Genomic DNA, 17,548 nt, shown 5'->3' with positions numbered 1-17,548 from the left:
GCACAGACGCGGGGCTTGCCCCGGCAACCCGCAGAGCCACCGGAAACTACACGCCACCTGCACAACTGCCCCTAAAACGACCTGTGTCGGGCCACTGAAACGAGCACTTGTCCCAGAAGGGAAAACGCGTTGACAGCTGCCGCCGAGATCGCCCAGGAGTCCCTGCTGTGGAGCGCTGAAGCCCTCGGGCTGCGCGCCGTGGCGGACCCTTCGGGATCGGTCAGACTCACCACCGACGGCCGCCCATGGGACTGCCTCGTCCCCCTCGTCGAGGTCATACTCACCGGGCACGGCCGGACCTGGTCGGGAGAACGCTTCATCGACACGACCGTCGGTGGCCGCCTGGCCCTCCGCGGCCACCAGACGGTCGAAGACGGAATGTGGCGGCGCACCACGATACGGCTGGCCGACCCGGAAAGCGGACTCGCCGCCGACGTCACCCTCAGCACCGTTCCCGGAGCGGGCTTCGTGCGCTCGCAGGTCCGGCTGGTCAACGAGGGCGACGCCCCCCTGCACCTGGAGGGCGTGTCCACCCTCACGCTCGGTGGCATCACCGACGGGGAGAAGGGCCTCGACGGCCTGACCCTGCACTGGGCGGACAACGACTGGCTCGCCGAATGCCGCTGGCGCCAGGCCGCGTTCCGGGACCAGGTCGTCCCGCTGAACAGGTCCGCCCACGGCCACGAAGGCCGCGGCTGCTTCGAGCGCTACTCCCAGGGCACCTGGTCGACCGGCCGACACCTTCCCCTCGCCGCCCTCACCGACCGCGCCGGAGGCGCCTGGCTCTGGCAGATCGAGTCCAGCGCCGGCTGGCGCTTCGAGACCGGGGAACGGGAGGGCGCCGCCTACCTCGCCCTGTTCGGACCGGATGATGCGCATCATCAGTGGCGGCAGACGCTGGCCCCGGGAGAGGAGTTCACCACCGTGCCCGCCGTCCTGGTCCGCACCCACAGCGGCGGCCTGGACGCGGCGTTCGGTGAGCTCACCGCCTACCGCCGCCACATCCGCCGCGTCCACCCGGATCACACGGCGCTTCCCGTGATCTACAACGACTACATGAACACCCTCATGGGCGACCCCACCACCGACAAGCTCCTGCCGCTCATCGAGGCAGCCGGGGTGGCCGGAGCCGAGGTGTTCGTCATCGACGCCGGCTGGTACGACGACGACGCGCAGGGCTGGTGGGATGCCGTGGGCGCCTGGGAACCCGCCGGGCGGCGCTTCCCCGGCGGTATCCAGGAAGTCCTCGACGCGATCCGCCGCCACGGCATGACACCCGGCCTGTGGCTGGAGCCCGAAGTCGTCGGCGTACGCAGCCCACTGGCCCGGACCCTGCCCGACCAGGCGTTCTTCCGGCGGGGAGGGGTCCGGCTGACTGAGCACGGCCGCCACCACCTCGACCTGCGCCACCCCGCCGCCCGGGCCCACCTCGACCGAGTCGTGGACCGCATCGTCGGCGAATGGGGCGTGGGCTACCTCAAACTCGACTACAACATCAACGCCGGCCCCGGCACCGAGAACGGCACGGAAAGCGCTGGCGCCGGCCTGCTCGGGCACCATCGCGCCCACCTCGACTGGCTCGCCTCACTCCTCGACCGGCATCCCGGCCTGGTGCTGGAGAACTGCGGTTCGGGCGGGCTGCGCATGGACTACGCACAGCTTGCTGTGACCCAGTTGCAGTCCACCAGCGACCAGCAGGACCCGTTGCGTTACCCGCCCATAGCGGCGGCGGCCGCCACTGCGGTGGCACCCGAGCAGGCCGCTGTGTGGGCCTACCCGCAACCTCACTTCGACCTCGACACGATCGCCTTCACGATGACCACCGCCCTGCTGGGCCGCGTGCACCTCTCCGGCTTCCTGGACCGCATGGACCAGGAGCAGCTCACCCTCGTGCGCTCGGCCATCGAGTTGTACAAGCGCATCAGGCCGGAGATCGCTACCGCCCGCCCGTTCTGGCCGCTGGGCCTGCCCGGGTGGGAGGACTCCTGGCTCGCCCACGGACTGCGGGGTGACTCCGCGACGTACCTCGCGCTGTGGCGACGCGACGCGGTCTCGGACGAGGAGGCTGCGCAGAACGCCGACACCGGCGTCCGCGGTATACACATTCCCCACCTGCGGGGTAGCCGCCTGCACCCGGAAGTGCTCTATCCGAGGGACGCGGGCGCCACGGCGACCTGGGACGCGGCCGACGGAACCCTCACCGTGTCCCTGCCCCGCACCAACTCCGCAGTCCTGCTGCGTCTCAGTCGCCCGGAACAGTGAGCACTGGCGGGAAAGATGGCAACGGTGTGTTCCCACTTTTACCACTTAGCGAGCTATCTGACCTGCGCGGGCGCGCGGGTACGGCTCGAACACGCCAGCGCCCGAGGGTGTGGTGGACACCGGCAGCGAAGCGGGAGCGGTCACGGACGCCGATCCCGCGCTGAGCGTGGACAGCGCCTCCGCCGCTGTAGGCCCCTCCGAGCGGGCGTCGCCCGGACGCCTCCCGGCTCGCTGTGGGCCGATCTCAACAAGGATTTTGCGGGAATGCAACGGCATCTTGGCGTGATCGCCAGGGATGCTGGCGTCGACTTCGTCGATATGTCCTTGATGGTACCGGTGCCAGGGAGTCGCTTGCGGACGCCGAAGCTCGCCCCCCGGATCGGGAGCCGGACGCTACGCCGAGGCACTCCGTCCGCTCAGCGCGTAAGGGAGATCCTCGCCGGGCCCGCTGGGCTGGCCCGCCGATCGCAAACTGGCGGCAGCGTGTTCACAGGGGCCTGGCGACAGCCGTGAGCAAGGCTCTCGCCGCAGCCAGAGCCGCCGGTGGGAAGTCCGGCTTCGTGAGAACATCGCCCACCGGCTGAACCCTCGCGGACGACGCAGGCCTTGACCGGCTGGTCGAAGGAAGCCGCCGACATGCCGTGCGCCGGACCGTCGGAACACAGGCTGTCGCCGACATGCTCTCCGGCCTTCATGGGCGCCCGCTGATCTCTGCAACGACCAGGGATGTCCTGCGTCGGCTGTCCCAGCTCTGACCGCCCCCTCGGGATCGAGCGAGGGAACTCAGGCGCTGGTCGGAAGACTTGGGGTTCGGCTGTTTTCAGTCGCCCCAGGGCTCCCGGCGCAGGTGTCTGTCGAAGAACCGCTCGATCAGGCCAGGGGTGAGGATGGCGGCCCGTTCCCTGGTGCCGGCCGCGTCTCGCGATGACCGCAGGGTGGCGCGGTACGGCGACTCTTGGTTCTCCCAGACCCCCGTGTTCAGGAAGCCGTGGTCGGCTCCGTGGACCATGAGGAGATGGGCCTCGGCGTCGCCGGCGACGAGCGCGTCGAACAGCCTGTGGGCCTGTGCCGGACCCATGACCAGGTCGGCGTCACCGTGGAGCAGCAGGACAGGCGGGACGCCAGGGCCGACGTGGTGAACCGGACTGGCATCGCGGGCGAGGTCCGGTAGGTCGGCGGGCCGTCCGCCCAGCAGGCCCCAGGACGGGTCGTCTGGGTCCTGGTCGGCGAGGATGCCGCCGGGGAGGGCGTCCTCGGTCACGGAGAGCAGGTCGGTACACGGGTATCCCGCGACCACCGCCCGGACCGCGGGCTGGTCCTCGCGGTCCGGGCGTGCCCCGGCGAAGCCCGCGTGCAGCGCCAGGTGGCCTCCGGATGAGCTACCCCACAGGCCGACCGCGTCCACGTCCAGGCCGTACTCCGGCGCGATACGGCGCAGGTGGCGCAGTGCGGCGGTGACGTCGTCGAGTTGGGCGGGCCAGATGGCAACCGCGCTGGAACGGTATTCGACGTCGGCCATCGCGTAGCCGCGCTGCGCGAAAAGGCGGGTCAGGTTCGGTCCATTCCCTCTACGCTGCATCCGCCAGCCGCCGCCGGGCAGCCACACGATCACCGGCGCGGGCAGAGGGGAGCCTGTCGGCAGGTAGAGATCCATGCGGAGCTCGGTCCCGTCCTCGGCGCCGTCCGCGCGGCCGAATGCCAGGTCGCGGATCACCCGTACGTCCGGCGGGGGGAGCGTGAGGGCCGGCTTGGGCGCCTGGCTGAGACCCTCGAGGTAGCGCTGGGCGATCTTGGCGTTGTGGGCCCGTACCGCGGCCTCGTCCTGGGGTGCGGCCAAGGCCGCGGTCGGGTCGCTCATCAGGGCTCCTTTCTGTTCCGCGCGGAGCCCACCGGAGTCAGCGGCAGGAGCCTCCTGCGCTTTTTCGCCCGGTGCTCCTCGAGCCTCTGGCGGTAGTGCGGGGCGAGTCGGTCCTCGGTCCACTCCGTTTCGTGGTCCAGGGAGACCTCTACGCCGGTGACACCGGGCAGTGCGGCCAGCCGGATACGCGTCTCGTTGACGAAGGTGGCCAGCAGCATGCAGGTGGGGTCGGTGAGGGTGATCTTCACACCGATCCGCCGGCCGTCCGCGCCGTCGTCGGTGAACCGGACTTCGTTGATCATGCCCATGTCGTCCATGCCAGCCGGGACACCGGCGACGCTGCTGCACGGGTCGACGATCTCGTTGAGGACCTCCCGGACCCGTGCCTCGGTCAGGACCTCCCAGGCCCGGCTCCCGGTGACCTCGCTCATCACGCCGCCTCCGCCCGCGCCGGCTCCACGTTGCCTCCCCAGGCAGTCGCCAGCTCGTCGGTGTCGAACTCGTCGCCGGCGATCCGGGCTCGCAGCTCCTTCTCGTCGATGCCGTGCATACGTAGGAAGTTGGCGCCGAGGATGTCCTTCTTCGCCTGGAGGGTCAGCGGCGCCAGGCCTTCCTCCTCGACCAGGTCCCGCGGCGTCTCGAAGTTCCAGAACGCCTCGATCAGCGGGCGCGGGTGGGCCGCGAGGCAGCCGGTGCCCCAGATGATGCGCTGGGAGCCGTTGTGCGCGCCGAGGAAGGCCCCCATCGCCTTGGCGAACCGGCGCGGGGCCGTGCGCACCAGGGAGGCGGTCACTTCCAGGTTGACCACGACGTTGAGGGTGGTGTCCATTAGCAGCGCCGTCTCCTCGACGAACGCCAGCCCGCCGTGCACGATCTCGAAGGTCAGGTCGGGGAACTCCGCCGCGGCTGCCTCGATGTCGTCGACGCGCAGGGAGCCCGCCGGCCCGGGGCCGACTGGGAGTGCCTTGTGGACCGCGACGACCTTGATGCCGCGCTCCAGGGCACGCTCGTACACCGGGAAGCTCGTCTTCGGATCACCCATGTCCAGGCCAGTGATCCGCCCGTCGACCATGTCGTACGGGTAGAACTTGAGCGCGTTCACCCGGTGTTCGTCGACGAGCTCGTCGACCCGTTCCACCGCGCCGGGCCGCAGCGGGGACACCGCGCCGTAGACGAACACCCGGTTCGGCCAGCGTTCGCGCATCGCCAGGCCGGTGGCCAGCGGGGAACCGCCGTCGTGGAAGAAGTGGTAGATCGGCGTGTCGTGGTAGACCACGATGTCGGACTGGCTCTCCGCCAGGATCGCCCGGCCGAGCACCTCGGGGCCGGCACCGTGGTTCATCCACGTCGACTTCTCGATGGTGTATTCCGGGCCGCTCCATTGCCCGTGCAGGTGGTGCATGTGCTCGCCGACCATGCGGCCTATCTGATCCTCGTCGACGCAGTTCTCGGGCAGGAAGTTGTAGTCATGCGCCACACCTTCGACCACGAGGGTGTCATCGATCACTGTCGGCTCCTTTGGCGATTGCTTTCGATGTGCGGGGGTCGTTCGAGTTGCTTGTGCGGTGCTCCGCCACGCTTACGCCAGCAGCTCCGCGATGCGCTTCAGCGCCTGCGCCGCCAGGCGGTCGTCGGTGGCACCGTCCGCGCCGCCCACCCCGATGCCCCCGATGGTCTCGCCGTCGTCCGTGACGATCGGGTGTCCACCGGGGATCGCCAGCAGCTGGGCGTCGATCAAGTGGGGGTCCCTGGCGAACTCCGCGAACACCGCGGTCGGCATGTGCATCACCGCGGCTGTGTAGGCCTTGCGGCGTGAGGTCTCCACGCCCATCGGTCCGGCGCCGTCGTCCTGCAGCACCACCTTGACGACGCCGCTGCCGTTGACCACGGTGACGCACACCTTCAGGCCGTCCGCGCGTGCGGCCTCCAGCACGGCCTTGGCGGCACGGTGCGCGGTCTCGTAGCTCAGAGGTTCCCTCATGTCGTCCTTCTCGTGCGTGTCCTTCTCGGACCTTCTCGGTCTTTTTCGCGCTTTTCGGCTGCTAATGCGAGGGGTGACGGGTCGGGCGGGCCGGCATCGGCCCGCCCGACCCGGGCCACGGCTAGAACATGGTGTTGTCGTTGGCCGACTTCTCCGGGACCGGCTGGAAGACGTCCCAGTGTTCGACGATCTTGCCGTTCTGAACCCGGAAGATGTCGACGACGGCCGCCCCGCGGTCGTCCGCGTTCATCTGGAAGGTGTGGTGGACCGCGACGTACTCCCCGTCGGCGATGATCCGCTTGATGTCCATGCGGAGATCCGGGAACGCTGCGAAGGCCGACGTGAAGGCTTCCTTGGCGGCCGCCACACCGTTGAGGTTCTTCGGGTTGTGCGCGTAGTACGGATCGGCGGCATACCGGTCCCAGGCGCTGACGTCCCGGTCGGTGAGCAACGCGTCCAGCAGAGCCGACACGACCTCCTTGCTCGCGGCGCTGGACGCGTCTGGGGACTGGCTGGCCGGGGCACTCAGCGTGGAATGCAGGTCGTTGCCGCTGGCCGTGCTGTCCGGGACGTCCTGGATCACGTCCCAGTGCTCGACGATCTTGCCGTCCCGAACCCGGAAGATGTCGACCACCACCTGGCCCTTGGTGCCCGGCTCACCCACGGCATGGGAGTGCAGCAGGACCAGGTCGTCCTCGGCGATGACCCGCGCGACCTCGTACTGCAGGTCCGGGTAGCGCTTGCGGAAGCCGGTCACGAAGCCGCGCAGCGCCTCGGTGCCGTTGGGGGCCCAGGGGTTGTGCTGGATGTATTCCTCCCCGACGTACTTGTCGATGACGTCGAGATTGCCGTTGGCGAACAGCTCGTTGTAGAAGTGGACGACCAGCTCTTTGTTCTCAGTGGACATGGTGGTGCCTGTCTTTCTGACTCGTAGTAGGTAAACGGGACTAGAACATGGTGTTGTCGTTGGCCGACGCCGCCGGGACCGGCTGGATGACGTCCCAGTGCTCGACGACCTTCCCATCGCGGACGCGGTACAGGTCGAGGACCGCGTTACCCGGGTCGTTGGGGGCGAACTTGTAAAGGGCGTGGAAGGCGACGTAGTCGCCCTCGGCGATGACTCGCTTGACGCTGACGCTGAAGCCGGGGTTCTCCAGGACGGACGAGAAGAACGCCTTGGCTGCCGCCGTGCCGTTCGGGGACTGCGGGTTGTGCTGGTAGAAGGGGTCCACGGCGTACCGGTCGAGGGCGGTGGCGTCCCGGTCCTGGGTCACCTCGTTGAACATGGCCGTAGCAACCCGCTTGCTCGCGGCGGTGGACACGCTCGGGTCCGGCCACTGTCTCTGTGGGGCGCTCAGTGTGGAGAACATGTCGTTGCCGCTGACGGTGGTGTCCGGGACCGGCTGGATCACGTCCCAGTGTTCGGCGATCCTGCCGTCCTGGATCCGGAAGATGTCAACGATCGCATCCCCCTTGTCGCCGGGCTCCGACACGGAGTGGGAGTGCAGCAGGACCAGGTCTCCCTCGGCGATAGCCCGCTGGACGGTGACATGCAACTGCGGGTGTTCGGCCCGCAGTCCGGTCACCAAGCGACGCAGCGCATCAGGGCCATCAGGAGAGTTCGGGTTGTGCTGGATGTAGTCGGGCCGGACAAACCTGTCGATCACGGCGAGATTGCCGTGGTTGAACAGCTGGTCCATGAAGTGGACCACCATTGCCTTGTTCGCCGCGGTCCTAGCGCTGCCGACCTGCGCCGAGGTGGCGGAGGGCTGCTGGGGAGACGCCACCGCAGCCGTGACGCCCCCGACCGACACAACGCCAGCCGTGGCCGCGGCCACGAGTATCCGGGTTAACGTCCTCGTACGGCTCTCGAGGATGGGCATGGAAGGACTCTCTTTCCTTGCTGCGGGCCGTCTGTGCCAGGCACTGATCCAGGCCGTTGGGCGTCGGGAGTTCGGGGGGCGGCTGCGGCACGACGAGATGAAGCCGAGTACGCGAGCGAATCCGAGTCGGCGAGATTCACCGGAGATGTCACGAACACCTCGCGGAGGCGGTCTCGCACCTCGGGACCCCAGTTACCCCTTGTGCGTAACCTCATCATGAGTCACCATCGGCGAAGACGTAAGGAGGCACTTTCATGTCAGCCACGTACAGCGGTGTGCCTGTGGACGACCTTCTCGAAAAGGACTGTCCGATCCGTGAGGTGCTCGACCGGGTCGGCGACAAGTGGAGCGCCCTGGTCGTCGTGCTGCTCGGTGAGCGCACCCACCGTTTCAACGAACTCCACCGCGAGATCGACGGGATCAGCCAGCGGATGCTGACCCTGACTCTGCGCGCACTGGTCCGCGACGGCCTCGTCAGCCGTACCGCCTATGCCACCGTGCCGCCACGGGTCGATTACGAACTGACCGAACTGGGCCGGACCCTGCTCGTCCCCATCACCGCGCTCCACGAATGGGCCGTGGCGCATCGCGGCGACATCCGCGAAGCCCGCGCCCGCCACGACCAGGGCGCCGACGCCGACGCACGTTCATGACGACCCTGATGACGTGCCCGTGCCCAGCGCTCTGAACTGGTCGTTCCCACTGGTGACGGATGCCGGCCAACACCGTGCCGCGCCACAGTCCAAACAGCGGCGGCGACGCTCCGCCGGTACACGCGACGGATGACGTAGACACAGCAGGACAAGCCGCCGCCCGGAAAGCGGTCATTCGCGTGTTCCCGAAGCGGCCTGCTGCTCCTTAGCGTCGGTTCAGTCACCCGCTCCCCGGTCTGAAGCGCGCCATGCCATACGGCTCTGCTCCCGCGCGCTGGCGGCCTCACGAGAAAGCTGCCTGCGCATGAGCACGTTCGTTCTCCTCCACGGTGCCTGGCACGGCGGCTGGGCCTGGCAGCGCGTGGCGCCCGCACTGCGTGCTGCCGGGCACGAGGTGCACGCCCCCACGCTCACCGGCCTCAGCGACCGCGCTCATCTGCTGAGCCCGCAGGTGGGGCTGTCCACGCATGTCCAGGATGTTGTCGCGCTGCTGGAGGCGCACGATGCCCGCGATGTCGTCCTCGTGGGACACAGCTATGCCGGCCAGGTCGTGACGGGGGTCGCCGACCGGGTGCCGGAGCGGCTGTCGATGCGGATACACCTGGACGCGTTCGTGGGAGGTGATGGCGACGCCGCCATCGACCTCCTTCCCGCGACGGTCGCACAGCACTATCGCGAATCCGTTTCCGGGCCCGGGTTCGGCTGGCTGATCCCGGTGCGGCCGCTGGAGCGGCTCGGCGTGAGTGAGAAGGCCGATCTCGACTGGCTGTCACCTCGGCTGACACCGCATCCCTGGCTGACGTACACCGAACCGCTGTGGCTGACCGGTGGGGCCGAGCTCGTTCCGGCGGCGTTCATCGAGTGCGTGGACTGGATGCGGGTCTTCAGCGGGCAGGCCAAGCGTGCCGCGGCTCGCGGTTGGCCGGTGCACGAGATCGACACCGGCCACGAGGCCATGGTCACGGCCCCGGACGCATTGGCCGCCCTGCTGCTGGACATCGCTGCCCGCTGATCATCCCCCTGCGCCACCGAGAGGAGACCTCGATGGAGTTCCTGGTCCGCGCCGAGAACCGGCTACCGGTCGACACCCCGGACAACGTCCGTGAGCAGCTGAGGAGGGACGAGCGGGAGCGCGCCATGAAGCTGCGCGAGGCAGGCGTCCTCAAGCGGCTCTGGCGGGTCCCCGGCCGCAACGCCACCATCGGCCTGTACGAGGCCGAGGACCCCGCGGCCCTGCACGACGCCCTGATCTCACTGCCCATGTGGCGGTGGATGGACGTCACAGTGGAAGCGCTGGCCACCCACCCACAGGAGAGGTAGCCGCCGCGGCACCGCGGGCGCGAGAACGGATTCCTGACGGACGGCCAAAGCCGTGCGGCACTTCTCGACGCAGCGCACACCGGCGAACGGCGCCCGCCGCCTGACCACCTGGAAGAGGCCGGCCGGCGCCCGCCACGTGCGAACGTCGTGAGGGCCTGGTCAGTTCGTCTTTTCGGTGCGGTTGTCGAACAGGGCAAGGCCGGCGGCGGTGTTGGATGCGGGCACATGGTAGGCCGTATGCACCGTGCGGACCCGCTCGTTCAACGCGCCGCGCATGATGAGCCACATGATCAGCTCGATCCCTTCGGAGCCGGCCTCACGGATGTAGTCCTCGCGGCTGAGGGAGGCGAGCTTCTCCGGGTCGTTCGCGATGGCGTCGAGGAACATGTGATCGAAGTCCGGGTTGACGAACCCGGCCCGGGCACCGGCCAGTTGGTGGGACATGCCACCGGTGCCGAGAATGCCGACCGTACGGGCCCCCTGGTGGGACGCGATTGCCCGGCCCAGAGCCTTTCCCAGCGCGTAGCACCGTGCAGCAGTCGGCTGCGGGTAGCGGATGACGTTGACCAGGATGGGGATGACCGGACAGGGCCAGGCGTCGCCCGGGTCGGGGGTCCACACCGACAGCGGCACGGTGAAGCCGTGGTCGACGTCCAGTTCCTGGAAGACGGTGAGGTCGAATCCCTCGTCCATCAACTGCTGCAGGAGGTGGAAGGAGAATTCGGGAGCTCCGACGACATCGGGCACCGGACGTCGGCCGAAGCCCTCGTCCGCCACCCGGTACCGCTCCGCGGTGCCGATGGCGAAGGTGGGCACGATGTCCAGGTCGACGCCGTTGGCGTGGTCGTTGTAGATCAGGATCGCCACGTCCGGTGTGTGGCGCTCCAGCCAGGCACGAGCCGGCCGATAGCCCTCGAACAGTGGTGCCCACGCGGGATCCGCCGTCCTGCCGCGGTCCATCGCGGCCCCGATGGAGGGCACATGTGACGTGGCCAGTCCCCAGATCACCTCAGACATCGGTGCGCCCTCCTGCCAGCATCACGGCTTTGAACTCGGCCTCGGACATGCCGGTGAAGACACCGCCGAGATACTGCATGGACAGCCCGTCCATCATCGCTAGTTTGTAGATGTAGAAGATGCTGCCTCCCAGGTCGAGCATCGCCTGCCAGTCACGCGCCAGGACCGCTTGCGCCTGTTGTTCCGACAGGCCGAACCGTCGGCAGTAGGTGGCCTCGTCGCGCAGGAAGTCCTCGCGGGCAGCCGCATCGCGCAGAGACATGAAGAGCTTGTTCATTTGGTGTCCACGAAGACTGGTGGGGCCGTCGAAGACGTAGGTCCACGGCGGATCCAGCCTGCTCCGGCTTGTCATGTGGTGCTCCCTGACTCGGGCTGCGCGCTGGTGCGCGGCCGGGGCGATCGGTTACGACCGTAGATCGCGGTCGCCCGCGGGTCATCGCCCTCATGTCCCGATTGGGCGGGCTTCCTGTCGAGGGTGCAGTGAGACAAATGACGGACTCAGTCCGCCGCCCCATCGGGCGACGTACGCGGGTGTGGACGGCCGGACCAGGATGGGAAGCACCACCCTGCCCGGTCAGCGGTGCTACCGGCGCACAGCCGTATCTGTCTGCCTCGGTTCGCCGGCGTCCCAGGCTCTCAGGCCGGCTGCTGTCCCGGCACGAGCCCCTGGCGAACCGCGACCAGGGCCGCCTGGGTGCGCGAGGTCAGCTGCAGCTTGCGCAGCACGTTGCTGACATGCGTACGGGCCGTCCGCTCGCTGATCACGAGCTCGTCGGCGATCTCCTGGTTGGAGCAGCCCTGCGCGACCAGGATGAGCACGTCCCGCTCCCGGCTGGTCAGGGCGCTGAGCCCGGTGGACGGCGACACGATCTCCTGGGTCAGGCCGCGGGCCACCGAAGGGTGCAGGAAGACATCGCCACGCGTCGCCGCGCGCAACGCGGCGACGACCTCCTCCGGCTCCGCGTCCTTGAGCAGATAGCCCGACGCCCCGCCCGCGAGTGCGGCGTGCACGCGCTCCATCTCCCCGAAACTTGTGAGCACCACGACCTTGACGCCCGGGTGGTCACCGGTGATGTGCGCGGTCGCCGCCACGCCGTCCATCCTCGGCATCAGCAGGTCGATGAGCACGACGTCGGGCAACTGCCCGTGGGTGGACATCTCCCGCAACCGGTCGAGGGCCTGCTGCCCGTCCGCCGCCTCCGCGGCGACCTGGAAGTCATCCAGAACCTCCAGATAGGCGCGTATGCCACGGCGGACCACCGCATGGTCATCGACGATCATCACTCGCACGTGAGCCCTCGTCCCTGTGTCACTTCGCCGAGTGCCTCTCACAACGTCAGGCCCTTCGCCGGGTCCGCCGAGCCGAACTTGCCGCCGTCCGCACCGCCGTCCGAAGTCGGCGGAAGCGCGAGGGGCAGCGGGACCACCACACGTACCGACGTCCCGCCGCCCCTGCGACGGCCGATCCGCACTGTGCCGCCCCACCGCTCCGCACGCTGCCGCATGCTGCTCAGCCCGTAGCCTCCGCCTGCGCCGGTGTCAGCAGTGTGCGTGGCGTGTCCGGGGGGCATGCCGCTCCCGTCGTCCGTGACGGTCACGGTCAGCGTGTGACCCCGTACGCCCATCCGCAGCGTCACGGAGTCGGCCTCCGCATGTTTGACCACATTGTGGACGGCCTCGGCCACGATCCGGTAAACGTCCTCGGAGGTCTCCGCCGCCATCTGCTCCAGGCCTGGGCCGAAGGCGAGGTCGAAGCGCAGCCCCGTACGGTTCGACGTGCTCTCCACGAACGCGCGCACCGCCTCCTCCAGGCCGAGCTCGGTGGACAGCGGGGGACGCAACTCGTGCACCATCGCGCGCAGGTCGGTCAGCGCCGTCCGCGACAGCGTTCCGACCTCGTCGGCGATCCGCCGCACGCTCTCGCCCGGAACAGCGTCCGCCTGAGCGCCGAGCACCGCCATGGACTTGGCCTGCATCGCGATGGAGAACACCTGCTGCACGATCGAGTCGTGCAGGTCCCGGGCCAGCCTGCGGCGCTCCTCCCGCCGGGCCAGTTCCCGTTCGTTGCGCAGCAGAGCCGCATAGTCGACAGCGACGGCGGCCTGGTCGGCCATCGCCTCCAGGAACTCGAGCGTGCGCCGTCCGACGATCTGCCCGGGGGCGAAGAAGGCATTCAGGACTCCGGTCACCCGGCCGCGGATCATCAACGGAACACTCGCGAACCAGTCCCATTCCCGTGTGCCGAGATGATCGTGCAGAGGTTCCCAGGCAGGGTCGGCCAGGACGGCCCTTCCGCGGTCCGGCACCACGACAGGCTTCCCGCGCTCGATGGCCTCGGTCATGTGCAGCGTGGCACCGCGGTCACGGCATTCCATGATCAGGGCGAAGAAGTCGCTCCGGGGCGGGAACCCCGCCGTACCCATGATCTGCAGGCTTTCCCCCGACTCGTCGAGCGTCATGATCTGAACCGCGGCCAGCATGTCCGCACCCAGCACCTCGCAGGCGAGCGCGTCAAGAATGTCGGTGATCGAGCCTTCCGACGCCAGCTTCGCCGCCGTCCGGGCCATGGCGACGATCCGGCGCCGACGGCGATACTCGGCACTCACGTCACGGAAAGCCACCACGGTCCGGTCCGGACAGCCCGGCACGGAACGAGTCCGGTAGGCGAACTCGCGGCGGTCTCCGCTCTCCGTGACCAAGGTGCACACCTGTTCGTCCGGACCATCGTCGAACAGGCCGAGCCGGTCGACCGACGAGTCGTGGGCGAGCACGAACGGCGCACGTCCGCCGATCAGTTCCTCGGTCGGGCAGGCGCAAAGAGCAGCTCCGACCTCGTTGACCTGAACGAAGCGGCCCCACTCGTCGATGACGGCGAGCCCGTCGGGCGCGTGTTCCACAAGGCAGGACCACGCCACGGCCTTCCCGGCCGCCCGCTCCCCCTCATCCGCCGCCTCCAGGGTTTTGGCGCCTCCCCGTCGTCGGCCGGCCATACGAGCCCCTTCCGCCCGTGGATCCGGCAGGTCCGCCGACCCGCGTCACGACCATGAGCCCAAGCACGTGCACCAGCGAACGGCACAACCCAGTGCCTGCCCCCGCCTCACCGGTTGCAAAGCCCCCGGCGCATCCCGGCTGTGGTCCTGCAGCGAATCCATGCTCGAGCGTTGCCGACTCCGAGCAGCACCAGGCGCGGGTCACGCCGACATCCGGGTTCACCATGGTTCGACCCTGGACTCCTCCAGCGGAACCTCCGGTTACCTGTTGTGTGTACCACATCATGGGTCACCACCGGCAATGGTGTAAGTAGGCACATTCATGTCAGCCACGCACAGCGGCGTGCCCATGGACGACCCGCTCGCGAAGGACTGTCCGATCCCCGGGACGCACGACCGGGCCGGCGTCCTGCTCTGACCCGACATCACGCAGCCATCGGCAGAGTCGGGACTCTGGCCCGCCCTACGTCATTTGACCTGTTCCTCCGCCGGTCGAAGCGCCCGGTCTGACCAGTCATTGCTCGCGTTCCGCCGCAGGGAGCTCCCGTCTAGCGTGGGCATCGAACCCCCGAGCCCGGGCCGATGACTCCCCCTCGGCTCGGGTCCGTGGGACCGTTCGGCGGCTGCACTGCCGGATCGTCGACCACGGCCTTTGCCGGCCTCTCCCCCGCGAACCCCTGGAGCCCTGATGAGCACAACCGCTTCTCCCCCGGCCGACGGCCCGCTGCTGGTGATCAGCGCACACGCCGGGGACTTCGTCTGGCGGGCCGGCGGCGCCCTCGCTCTGGCGGCGGAGCGGGGACAGCGGGCCAAGGTGCTGTGCCTCAGCTTCGGCGAGCGCGGCGAGTCCGCCCGAGCCTGGCGTGAAGGCCTCGGACTCGACGACATCAAGGCGCTTCGCCGCGCCGAGGCGACCAGTGCCGCGGCGGCGCTGGGTGCGGAGATCGACTTCCTCGACGCCGGAGACTACCCGCTGTCGGAGACGCCGGAGCTCGTGGACCGCATCGTGCATGCGTACCGAGAGGTCAACCCGGCGGTGGTCCTCACCCACACCCTCGTCGACCCGTACAACGGCGACCATCCCGCCGCCGCCCGGATGGCGCTGCAGGCCCGCATCCTCGCTCAGGCGATCGGGTATGACGCCCCCGGCGAGCCGCTCGGCGCCCCGCCGGTGTTCTTCTTCGAGCCGCACCAGCCGGAGCAGTGCGACTTCAAGCCCGACGTGCTCCTCGACATCACCCTTGTCTTCGACCGCAAGCGCAAGGCCATGGAGTGCCTCGCCGCACAGCAGCACATGTGGGACTACTACACCGACCTGGCGAAGCGACGTGGCGTCCAGCTGAAGCGCAACGCCGGCCCCAACCTCGGTCTCGCCCACACGACCATGGCCGAAGCGTACGTCCGGCTGTATCCCCAGACCGTGGACGTTCTGGCCTGACGACGACGGCCGGCGGCGATGCGTCGCAGGCACCGGCATCTGGGTGCACCTCGGTGACCCGGCCCCGATGACGCGGCCACAGGACGACGCGGGTCTGCACGCCGCACCGTGTGACTCCGCCTCCTGCCGCACAGTCGTCGGCTTCCCTGGAACCGACTGATACCTGTCCGAACCGTCCATCTGGAGGGGCCGATGTCCGGCCGTCACGTCGTCGTAAGAAACATCGCGAGAACCGATCCGGGTCTCGTCGCCCGGCTCGCCAAGGCCGGTGTGGCGACAGTCCACGAGGCCATGGGCCGCCGCGGCCTCGCCGGGACCGAGCTGCGGCCTAACCAAATCAACGTACGGATCGCGGGGCCCGCCGTCACAGTCAGTTCGCACCCGGGGGACAACCTGATGATCCACGCGGCCGTGGAGACGTGCCGGCCTGGAGACGTCCTAGTGGTGACCACCACCTCGCCGTCCACGGACGGCATGTTCGGCGAGCTGCTGGCGACGTCCCTTGCCACGCGAGGCGTCATCGGGCTGGTATCCGCCGCCGGGGTCCGGGACACGGCCGAGTTGCGCGACATGGGGTTCCACGTCTGGGCACGCGCCGTCTCCGCCCAGGGCACGGTCAAGGCTTCCCCGGGCTCGGTCAACGTGCCGGTGATACTGGGCGGCGTACTGGTCTCCCCCGGTGATGTCGTCGTCGCCGACGACGACGGTGTCGTGGTGGTGCCCCGCGAGGAGGCCGAGCGGACAGCTCTGCGGGCGGAGGAGCGGATCGCCAAGGAAGCCGCTACGCGGGCCGTCTTGAGGTCGGGTGAACTCGGCGTCGACTACTACGGATTGCGCGACCGGCTGGCCGACCTCGGCATCAGCTACGTGGACCAGGCATAGTCGAAGTCCTCCACCGGAGCGTGCATCAGCAGGTCGAAGACCAGCCAGTGCTGATACGGACGGGCGGGTTGCGCCAGCGCGCTCACACCACCAGAAGGCGCGATCGTGAACGAGGCGGTGCGGCCCACGACCGCGGCCACGCCTTCGAGGTCGAAGGGCTGACCAGCGACGACATCGGGACGGTGGCGCGGAAGGCGAATGTCATCCTGTACGAACTGGCCCCCCAGACGGGGTCGTTGGAGGAGGCTTACATGGCGCTGACCGAGGACTCCGTGGAGCACCGCGCAAAGGAGGCAACATGAGCGTGCGGACCCCGGCCACCGAGATGGTTGCCGGCCAGGCGGCGGGGCCCGTGCGCTCCGAGGTGGCCAGCGAACCCGTGTCCGTACCGCGTGCGGTGGCCTCGGAGTGGATCAAGTTCCGTACGTTCAGGTCGAGTTGGGCCATTCTGGCGGCGGCCGTGGTCGCTGTGATAAGCATCGGCCTCATCGTCGCCTGCGACACCAGGCATGTGACGCCGAGCATCGATCCGGAAGACCTCGCCCAGTCGTCGACGATGCAGGGTTTTCTCCTGGCCCAGCTGCTGATCGGCTCGCTGGGCGTCCTGGTGGTCTCCAGTGAGGACAGCACGGGGATGATCCGCTCGACGTTCGCCGCGGTACCCCGGCGGCTGCCCACCGTATGGGCCAAGGCGCTGGTGTTCGTCACGGTGGTCGGGGTGACCATGACAGTGGCGGTCGTCGTGGCCTTCCTGTCCTCACAAGGGTTGCTCTCGCACTACCGCACCGGTTACTCCCTGACTGATTCCGGCGTACCTGGGTGGTCTTCGGCACTGCCCTGTATTTGACCCTGATCGGAGTGCTCTGCGGCGCGGTGGGCTGGCTCGTACGCAACACACCGGGCGCCCTGGTCACCTTCCTGGCTCTGATCCTGGTCGTGCCGATCATCTTCGGCCAGCTGCTGGGAAACTGTGGCAAAGACGAGGCGCAGTACCTCCCCAGCGAAGCTGGGCAGAGCTTCACCACCAGCCTCATCAGACGACACCCTCAGCCCCGGCACCGGACTGCGCGTCCTCCTCGCCTGGACGGTGGCGGCGGTCGCGAGTGCCGCGGTCCTGCTGCGTCGACGTGACGTGTAAGAAGGTGTTGTCTTTCCGGACGTGATCGACGCGTTTCCGCTGGTCAGGGGTAGGAGTGTTGGTTCCGTGGGAGTGGTGGCCTGTCGGGTCGTCGTTCCCCGGGAGGTCGCGGATGCCGTCGGTTGT

General features: G+C 68.7%; 19 protein-coding genes. 8 read left to right on the top strand and 11 right to left on the bottom strand.

Going from position 1 to position 17,548, the window contains the following annotated elements; all coding sequences use genetic code 11:
- The first annotated feature begins 129 nt into the window (after positions 1–129).
- Positions 130–2,262 carry a glycoside hydrolase family 36 protein gene (locus GRC12_RS04375; RefSeq protein ID WP_244372008.1) on the top strand — a complete coding sequence of 711 codons (2,133 nt, stop codon included), beginning with the start codon at positions 130–132 and terminating at the stop codon, positions 2,260–2,262.
- Between the two features lie 820 nt (positions 2,263–3,082).
- Here the strand turns inward: GRC12_RS04375 and GRC12_RS04370 are convergent.
- The 6 genes from GRC12_RS04370 to GRC12_RS04345 form a co-directional block, all read right to left on the bottom strand.
- Positions 3,083–4,120, bottom strand: a complete 1,038-nt coding sequence (locus GRC12_RS04370; protein WP_208777466.1) for an alpha/beta hydrolase — start codon at positions 4,118–4,120, stop codon at positions 3,083–3,085.
- Complete coding sequence (locus GRC12_RS04365; protein WP_208777465.1) at positions 4,120–4,551, bottom strand: metal-sulfur cluster assembly factor; 432 nt, start codon at positions 4,549–4,551, stop codon at positions 4,120–4,122. The genes GRC12_RS04370 and GRC12_RS04365 overlap by 1 nt, the downstream gene beginning before the upstream one ends.
- Positions 4,551–5,627 (bottom strand): amidohydrolase family protein, encoded by a 1,077-nt coding sequence (locus GRC12_RS04360; protein ID WP_208777464.1) that lies wholly within the window; start codon positions 5,625–5,627, stop codon positions 4,551–4,553. Before GRC12_RS04360 ends, GRC12_RS04365 begins: the two co-directional genes overlap by 1 nt.
- A gap of 72 nt (positions 5,628–5,699) precedes the next feature.
- Positions 5,700–6,101, bottom strand: a complete 402-nt coding sequence (locus GRC12_RS04355) for a GlcG/HbpS family heme-binding protein (RefSeq protein ID WP_208777463.1) — start codon at positions 6,099–6,101, stop codon at positions 5,700–5,702.
- Positions 6,102–6,222: 121 nt separating this feature from the next.
- Complete coding sequence (locus GRC12_RS04350) at positions 6,223–7,008, bottom strand: nuclear transport factor 2 family protein (RefSeq protein ID WP_244372007.1); 786 nt, start codon at positions 7,006–7,008, stop codon at positions 6,223–6,225.
- A 40-nt stretch (positions 7,009–7,048) separates the two neighbouring features.
- Positions 7,049–7,816 carry a nuclear transport factor 2 family protein gene (locus GRC12_RS04345; RefSeq protein WP_280117414.1) on the bottom strand — a complete coding sequence of 256 codons (768 nt, stop codon included), beginning with the start codon at positions 7,814–7,816 and terminating at the stop codon, positions 7,049–7,051.
- A 422-nt stretch (positions 7,817–8,238) separates the two neighbouring features.
- Here GRC12_RS04345 and GRC12_RS04340 point away from each other — a divergent pair, with 422 nt between their 5' ends.
- The 3 genes from GRC12_RS04340 (at position 8,239) to GRC12_RS04330 (ending at position 9,957) form a co-directional block, all read left to right on the top strand.
- Entirely contained in the window at positions 8,239–8,637 is a 399-nt protein-coding gene (locus GRC12_RS04340; RefSeq protein ID WP_208777461.1) for a winged helix-turn-helix transcriptional regulator, read from the top strand.
- A gap of 304 nt (positions 8,638–8,941) precedes the next feature.
- Positions 8,942–9,649, top strand: a complete 708-nt coding sequence (locus GRC12_RS04335; RefSeq protein ID WP_208777460.1) for an alpha/beta hydrolase — start codon at positions 8,942–8,944, stop codon at positions 9,647–9,649.
- Between the two features lie 32 nt (positions 9,650–9,681).
- Positions 9,682–9,957 (top strand): muconolactone Delta-isomerase family protein, encoded by a 276-nt coding sequence (locus GRC12_RS04330; protein WP_208777459.1) that lies wholly within the window; start codon positions 9,682–9,684, stop codon positions 9,955–9,957.
- 159 nt (positions 9,958–10,116) lie between these two features.
- Here the strand turns inward: GRC12_RS04330 and GRC12_RS04325 are convergent, their stop codons facing one another.
- The 4 genes from GRC12_RS04325 to GRC12_RS04310 form a co-directional block, all read right to left on the bottom strand.
- Positions 10,117–10,974, bottom strand: coding sequence for a class III extradiol dioxygenase subunit beta (locus GRC12_RS04325; protein ID WP_208777458.1), 858 nt, complete (start codon positions 10,972–10,974; stop codon positions 10,117–10,119).
- The gene (locus GRC12_RS04320) at positions 10,967–11,251 is read right to left on the bottom strand and encodes a protocatechuate 3,4-dioxygenase (protein ID WP_244372005.1); all 285 of its coding nucleotides are present in this window, start codon (positions 11,249–11,251) and stop codon (positions 10,967–10,969) included. Before GRC12_RS04320 ends, GRC12_RS04325 begins: the two co-directional genes overlap by 8 nt.
- A gap of 359 nt (positions 11,252–11,610) precedes the next feature.
- Positions 11,611–12,258, bottom strand: coding sequence for a response regulator transcription factor (locus GRC12_RS04315; protein ID WP_308286472.1), 648 nt, complete (start codon positions 12,256–12,258; stop codon positions 11,611–11,613).
- Between the two features lie 44 nt (positions 12,259–12,302).
- Positions 12,303–13,964 carry an ATP-binding protein gene (locus GRC12_RS04310; protein WP_208777455.1) on the bottom strand — a complete coding sequence of 554 codons (1,662 nt, stop codon included), beginning with the start codon at positions 13,962–13,964 and terminating at the stop codon, positions 12,303–12,305.
- 688 nt (positions 13,965–14,652) lie between these two features.
- On the opposite strand from GRC12_RS04310, the gene GRC12_RS04305 reads away from it, so the two are divergent.
- The 4 genes from GRC12_RS04305 (at position 14,653) to GRC12_RS04290 (ending at position 17,131) form a co-directional block, all read left to right on the top strand.
- Positions 14,653–15,402, top strand: a complete 750-nt coding sequence (locus GRC12_RS04305) for a PIG-L deacetylase family protein (RefSeq protein ID WP_208777454.1) — start codon at positions 14,653–14,655, stop codon at positions 15,400–15,402.
- A gap of 192 nt (positions 15,403–15,594) precedes the next feature.
- Positions 15,595–16,284 carry a 4-carboxy-4-hydroxy-2-oxoadipate aldolase/oxaloacetate decarboxylase gene (locus tag GRC12_RS04300; RefSeq protein WP_208777453.1) on the top strand — a complete coding sequence of 230 codons (690 nt, stop codon included), beginning with the start codon at positions 15,595–15,597 and terminating at the stop codon, positions 16,282–16,284.
- A 20-nt stretch (positions 16,285–16,304) separates the two neighbouring features.
- Positions 16,305–16,586, top strand: a complete 282-nt coding sequence (locus tag GRC12_RS04295; RefSeq protein ID WP_208777452.1) for a hypothetical protein — start codon at positions 16,305–16,307, stop codon at positions 16,584–16,586.
- Complete coding sequence (locus GRC12_RS04290) at positions 16,583–17,131, top strand: hypothetical protein (protein WP_208777451.1); 549 nt, start codon at positions 16,583–16,585, stop codon at positions 17,129–17,131. Before GRC12_RS04295 ends, GRC12_RS04290 begins: the two co-directional genes overlap by 4 nt.
- Positions 17,132–17,317: 186 nt before the next feature.
- Here the strand turns inward: GRC12_RS04290 and GRC12_RS04285 are convergent.
- Positions 17,318–17,548, bottom strand: a 231-nt coding sequence (locus tag GRC12_RS04285) for a hypothetical protein (RefSeq protein WP_208777450.1), incomplete at its 5' end; no start/stop codon positions are given.

It is taken from the genome of Streptomyces griseorubiginosus, assembly GCF_017614965.1.
Lineage (GTDB): Bacteria > Actinomycetota > Actinomycetes > Streptomycetales > Streptomycetaceae > Streptomyces > Streptomyces griseorubiginosus_B.
Note: the sequence above shows the minus strand (reverse complement) of the source record. Positions and strands in the feature narration are given on the sequence as shown.

Excerpts from the sequence above, each read along its gene's own strand:
- GRC12_RS04340 (WP_208777461.1), top strand. The coding sequence starts at position 8,239 with ATGTCAGCCACGTACAGCGGTGTGCCTGTGGACGACCTTCTCGAAAAG.
- GRC12_RS04350 (WP_244372007.1), bottom strand. The coding sequence starts at position 7,008 with ATGTCCACTGAGAACAAAGAGCTGGTCGTCCACTTCTACAACGAGCTG.
- GRC12_RS04330 (WP_208777459.1), top strand. The coding sequence starts at position 9,682 with ATGGAGTTCCTGGTCCGCGCCGAGAACCGGCTACCGGTCGACACCCCG.
- GRC12_RS04310 (WP_208777455.1), bottom strand. The coding sequence starts at position 13,964 with ATGGCCGGCCGACGACGGGGAGGCGCCAAAACCCTGGAGGCGGCGGAT.
- GRC12_RS04365 (WP_208777465.1), bottom strand. The coding sequence starts at position 4,551 with ATGAGCGAGGTCACCGGGAGCCGGGCCTGGGAGGTCCTGACCGAGGCA.
- GRC12_RS04345 (WP_280117414.1), bottom strand. The coding sequence starts at position 7,816 with ATGGTGGTCCACTTCATGGACCAGCTGTTCAACCACGGCAATCTCGCC.
- GRC12_RS04355 (WP_208777463.1), bottom strand. The coding sequence starts at position 6,101 with ATGAGGGAACCTCTGAGCTACGAGACCGCGCACCGTGCCGCCAAGGCC.
- GRC12_RS04290 (WP_208777451.1), top strand. The coding sequence starts at position 16,583 with ATGAGCGTGCGGACCCCGGCCACCGAGATGGTTGCCGGCCAGGCGGCG.
- GRC12_RS04300 (WP_208777453.1), top strand. The coding sequence starts at position 15,595 with ATGTCCGGCCGTCACGTCGTCGTAAGAAACATCGCGAGAACCGATCCG.
- GRC12_RS04370 (WP_208777466.1), bottom strand. The coding sequence starts at position 4,120 with ATGAGCGACCCGACCGCGGCCTTGGCCGCACCCCAGGACGAGGCCGCG.
- GRC12_RS04335 (WP_208777460.1), top strand. The coding sequence starts at position 8,942 with ATGAGCACGTTCGTTCTCCTCCACGGTGCCTGGCACGGCGGCTGGGCC.
- GRC12_RS04305 (WP_208777454.1), top strand. The coding sequence starts at position 14,653 with ATGAGCACAACCGCTTCTCCCCCGGCCGACGGCCCGCTGCTGGTGATC.
- GRC12_RS04320 (WP_244372005.1), bottom strand. The coding sequence starts at position 11,251 with ATGAACAAGCTCTTCATGTCTCTGCGCGATGCGGCTGCCCGCGAGGAC.
- GRC12_RS04325 (WP_208777458.1), bottom strand. The coding sequence starts at position 10,974 with ATGTCTGAGGTGATCTGGGGACTGGCCACGTCACATGTGCCCTCCATC.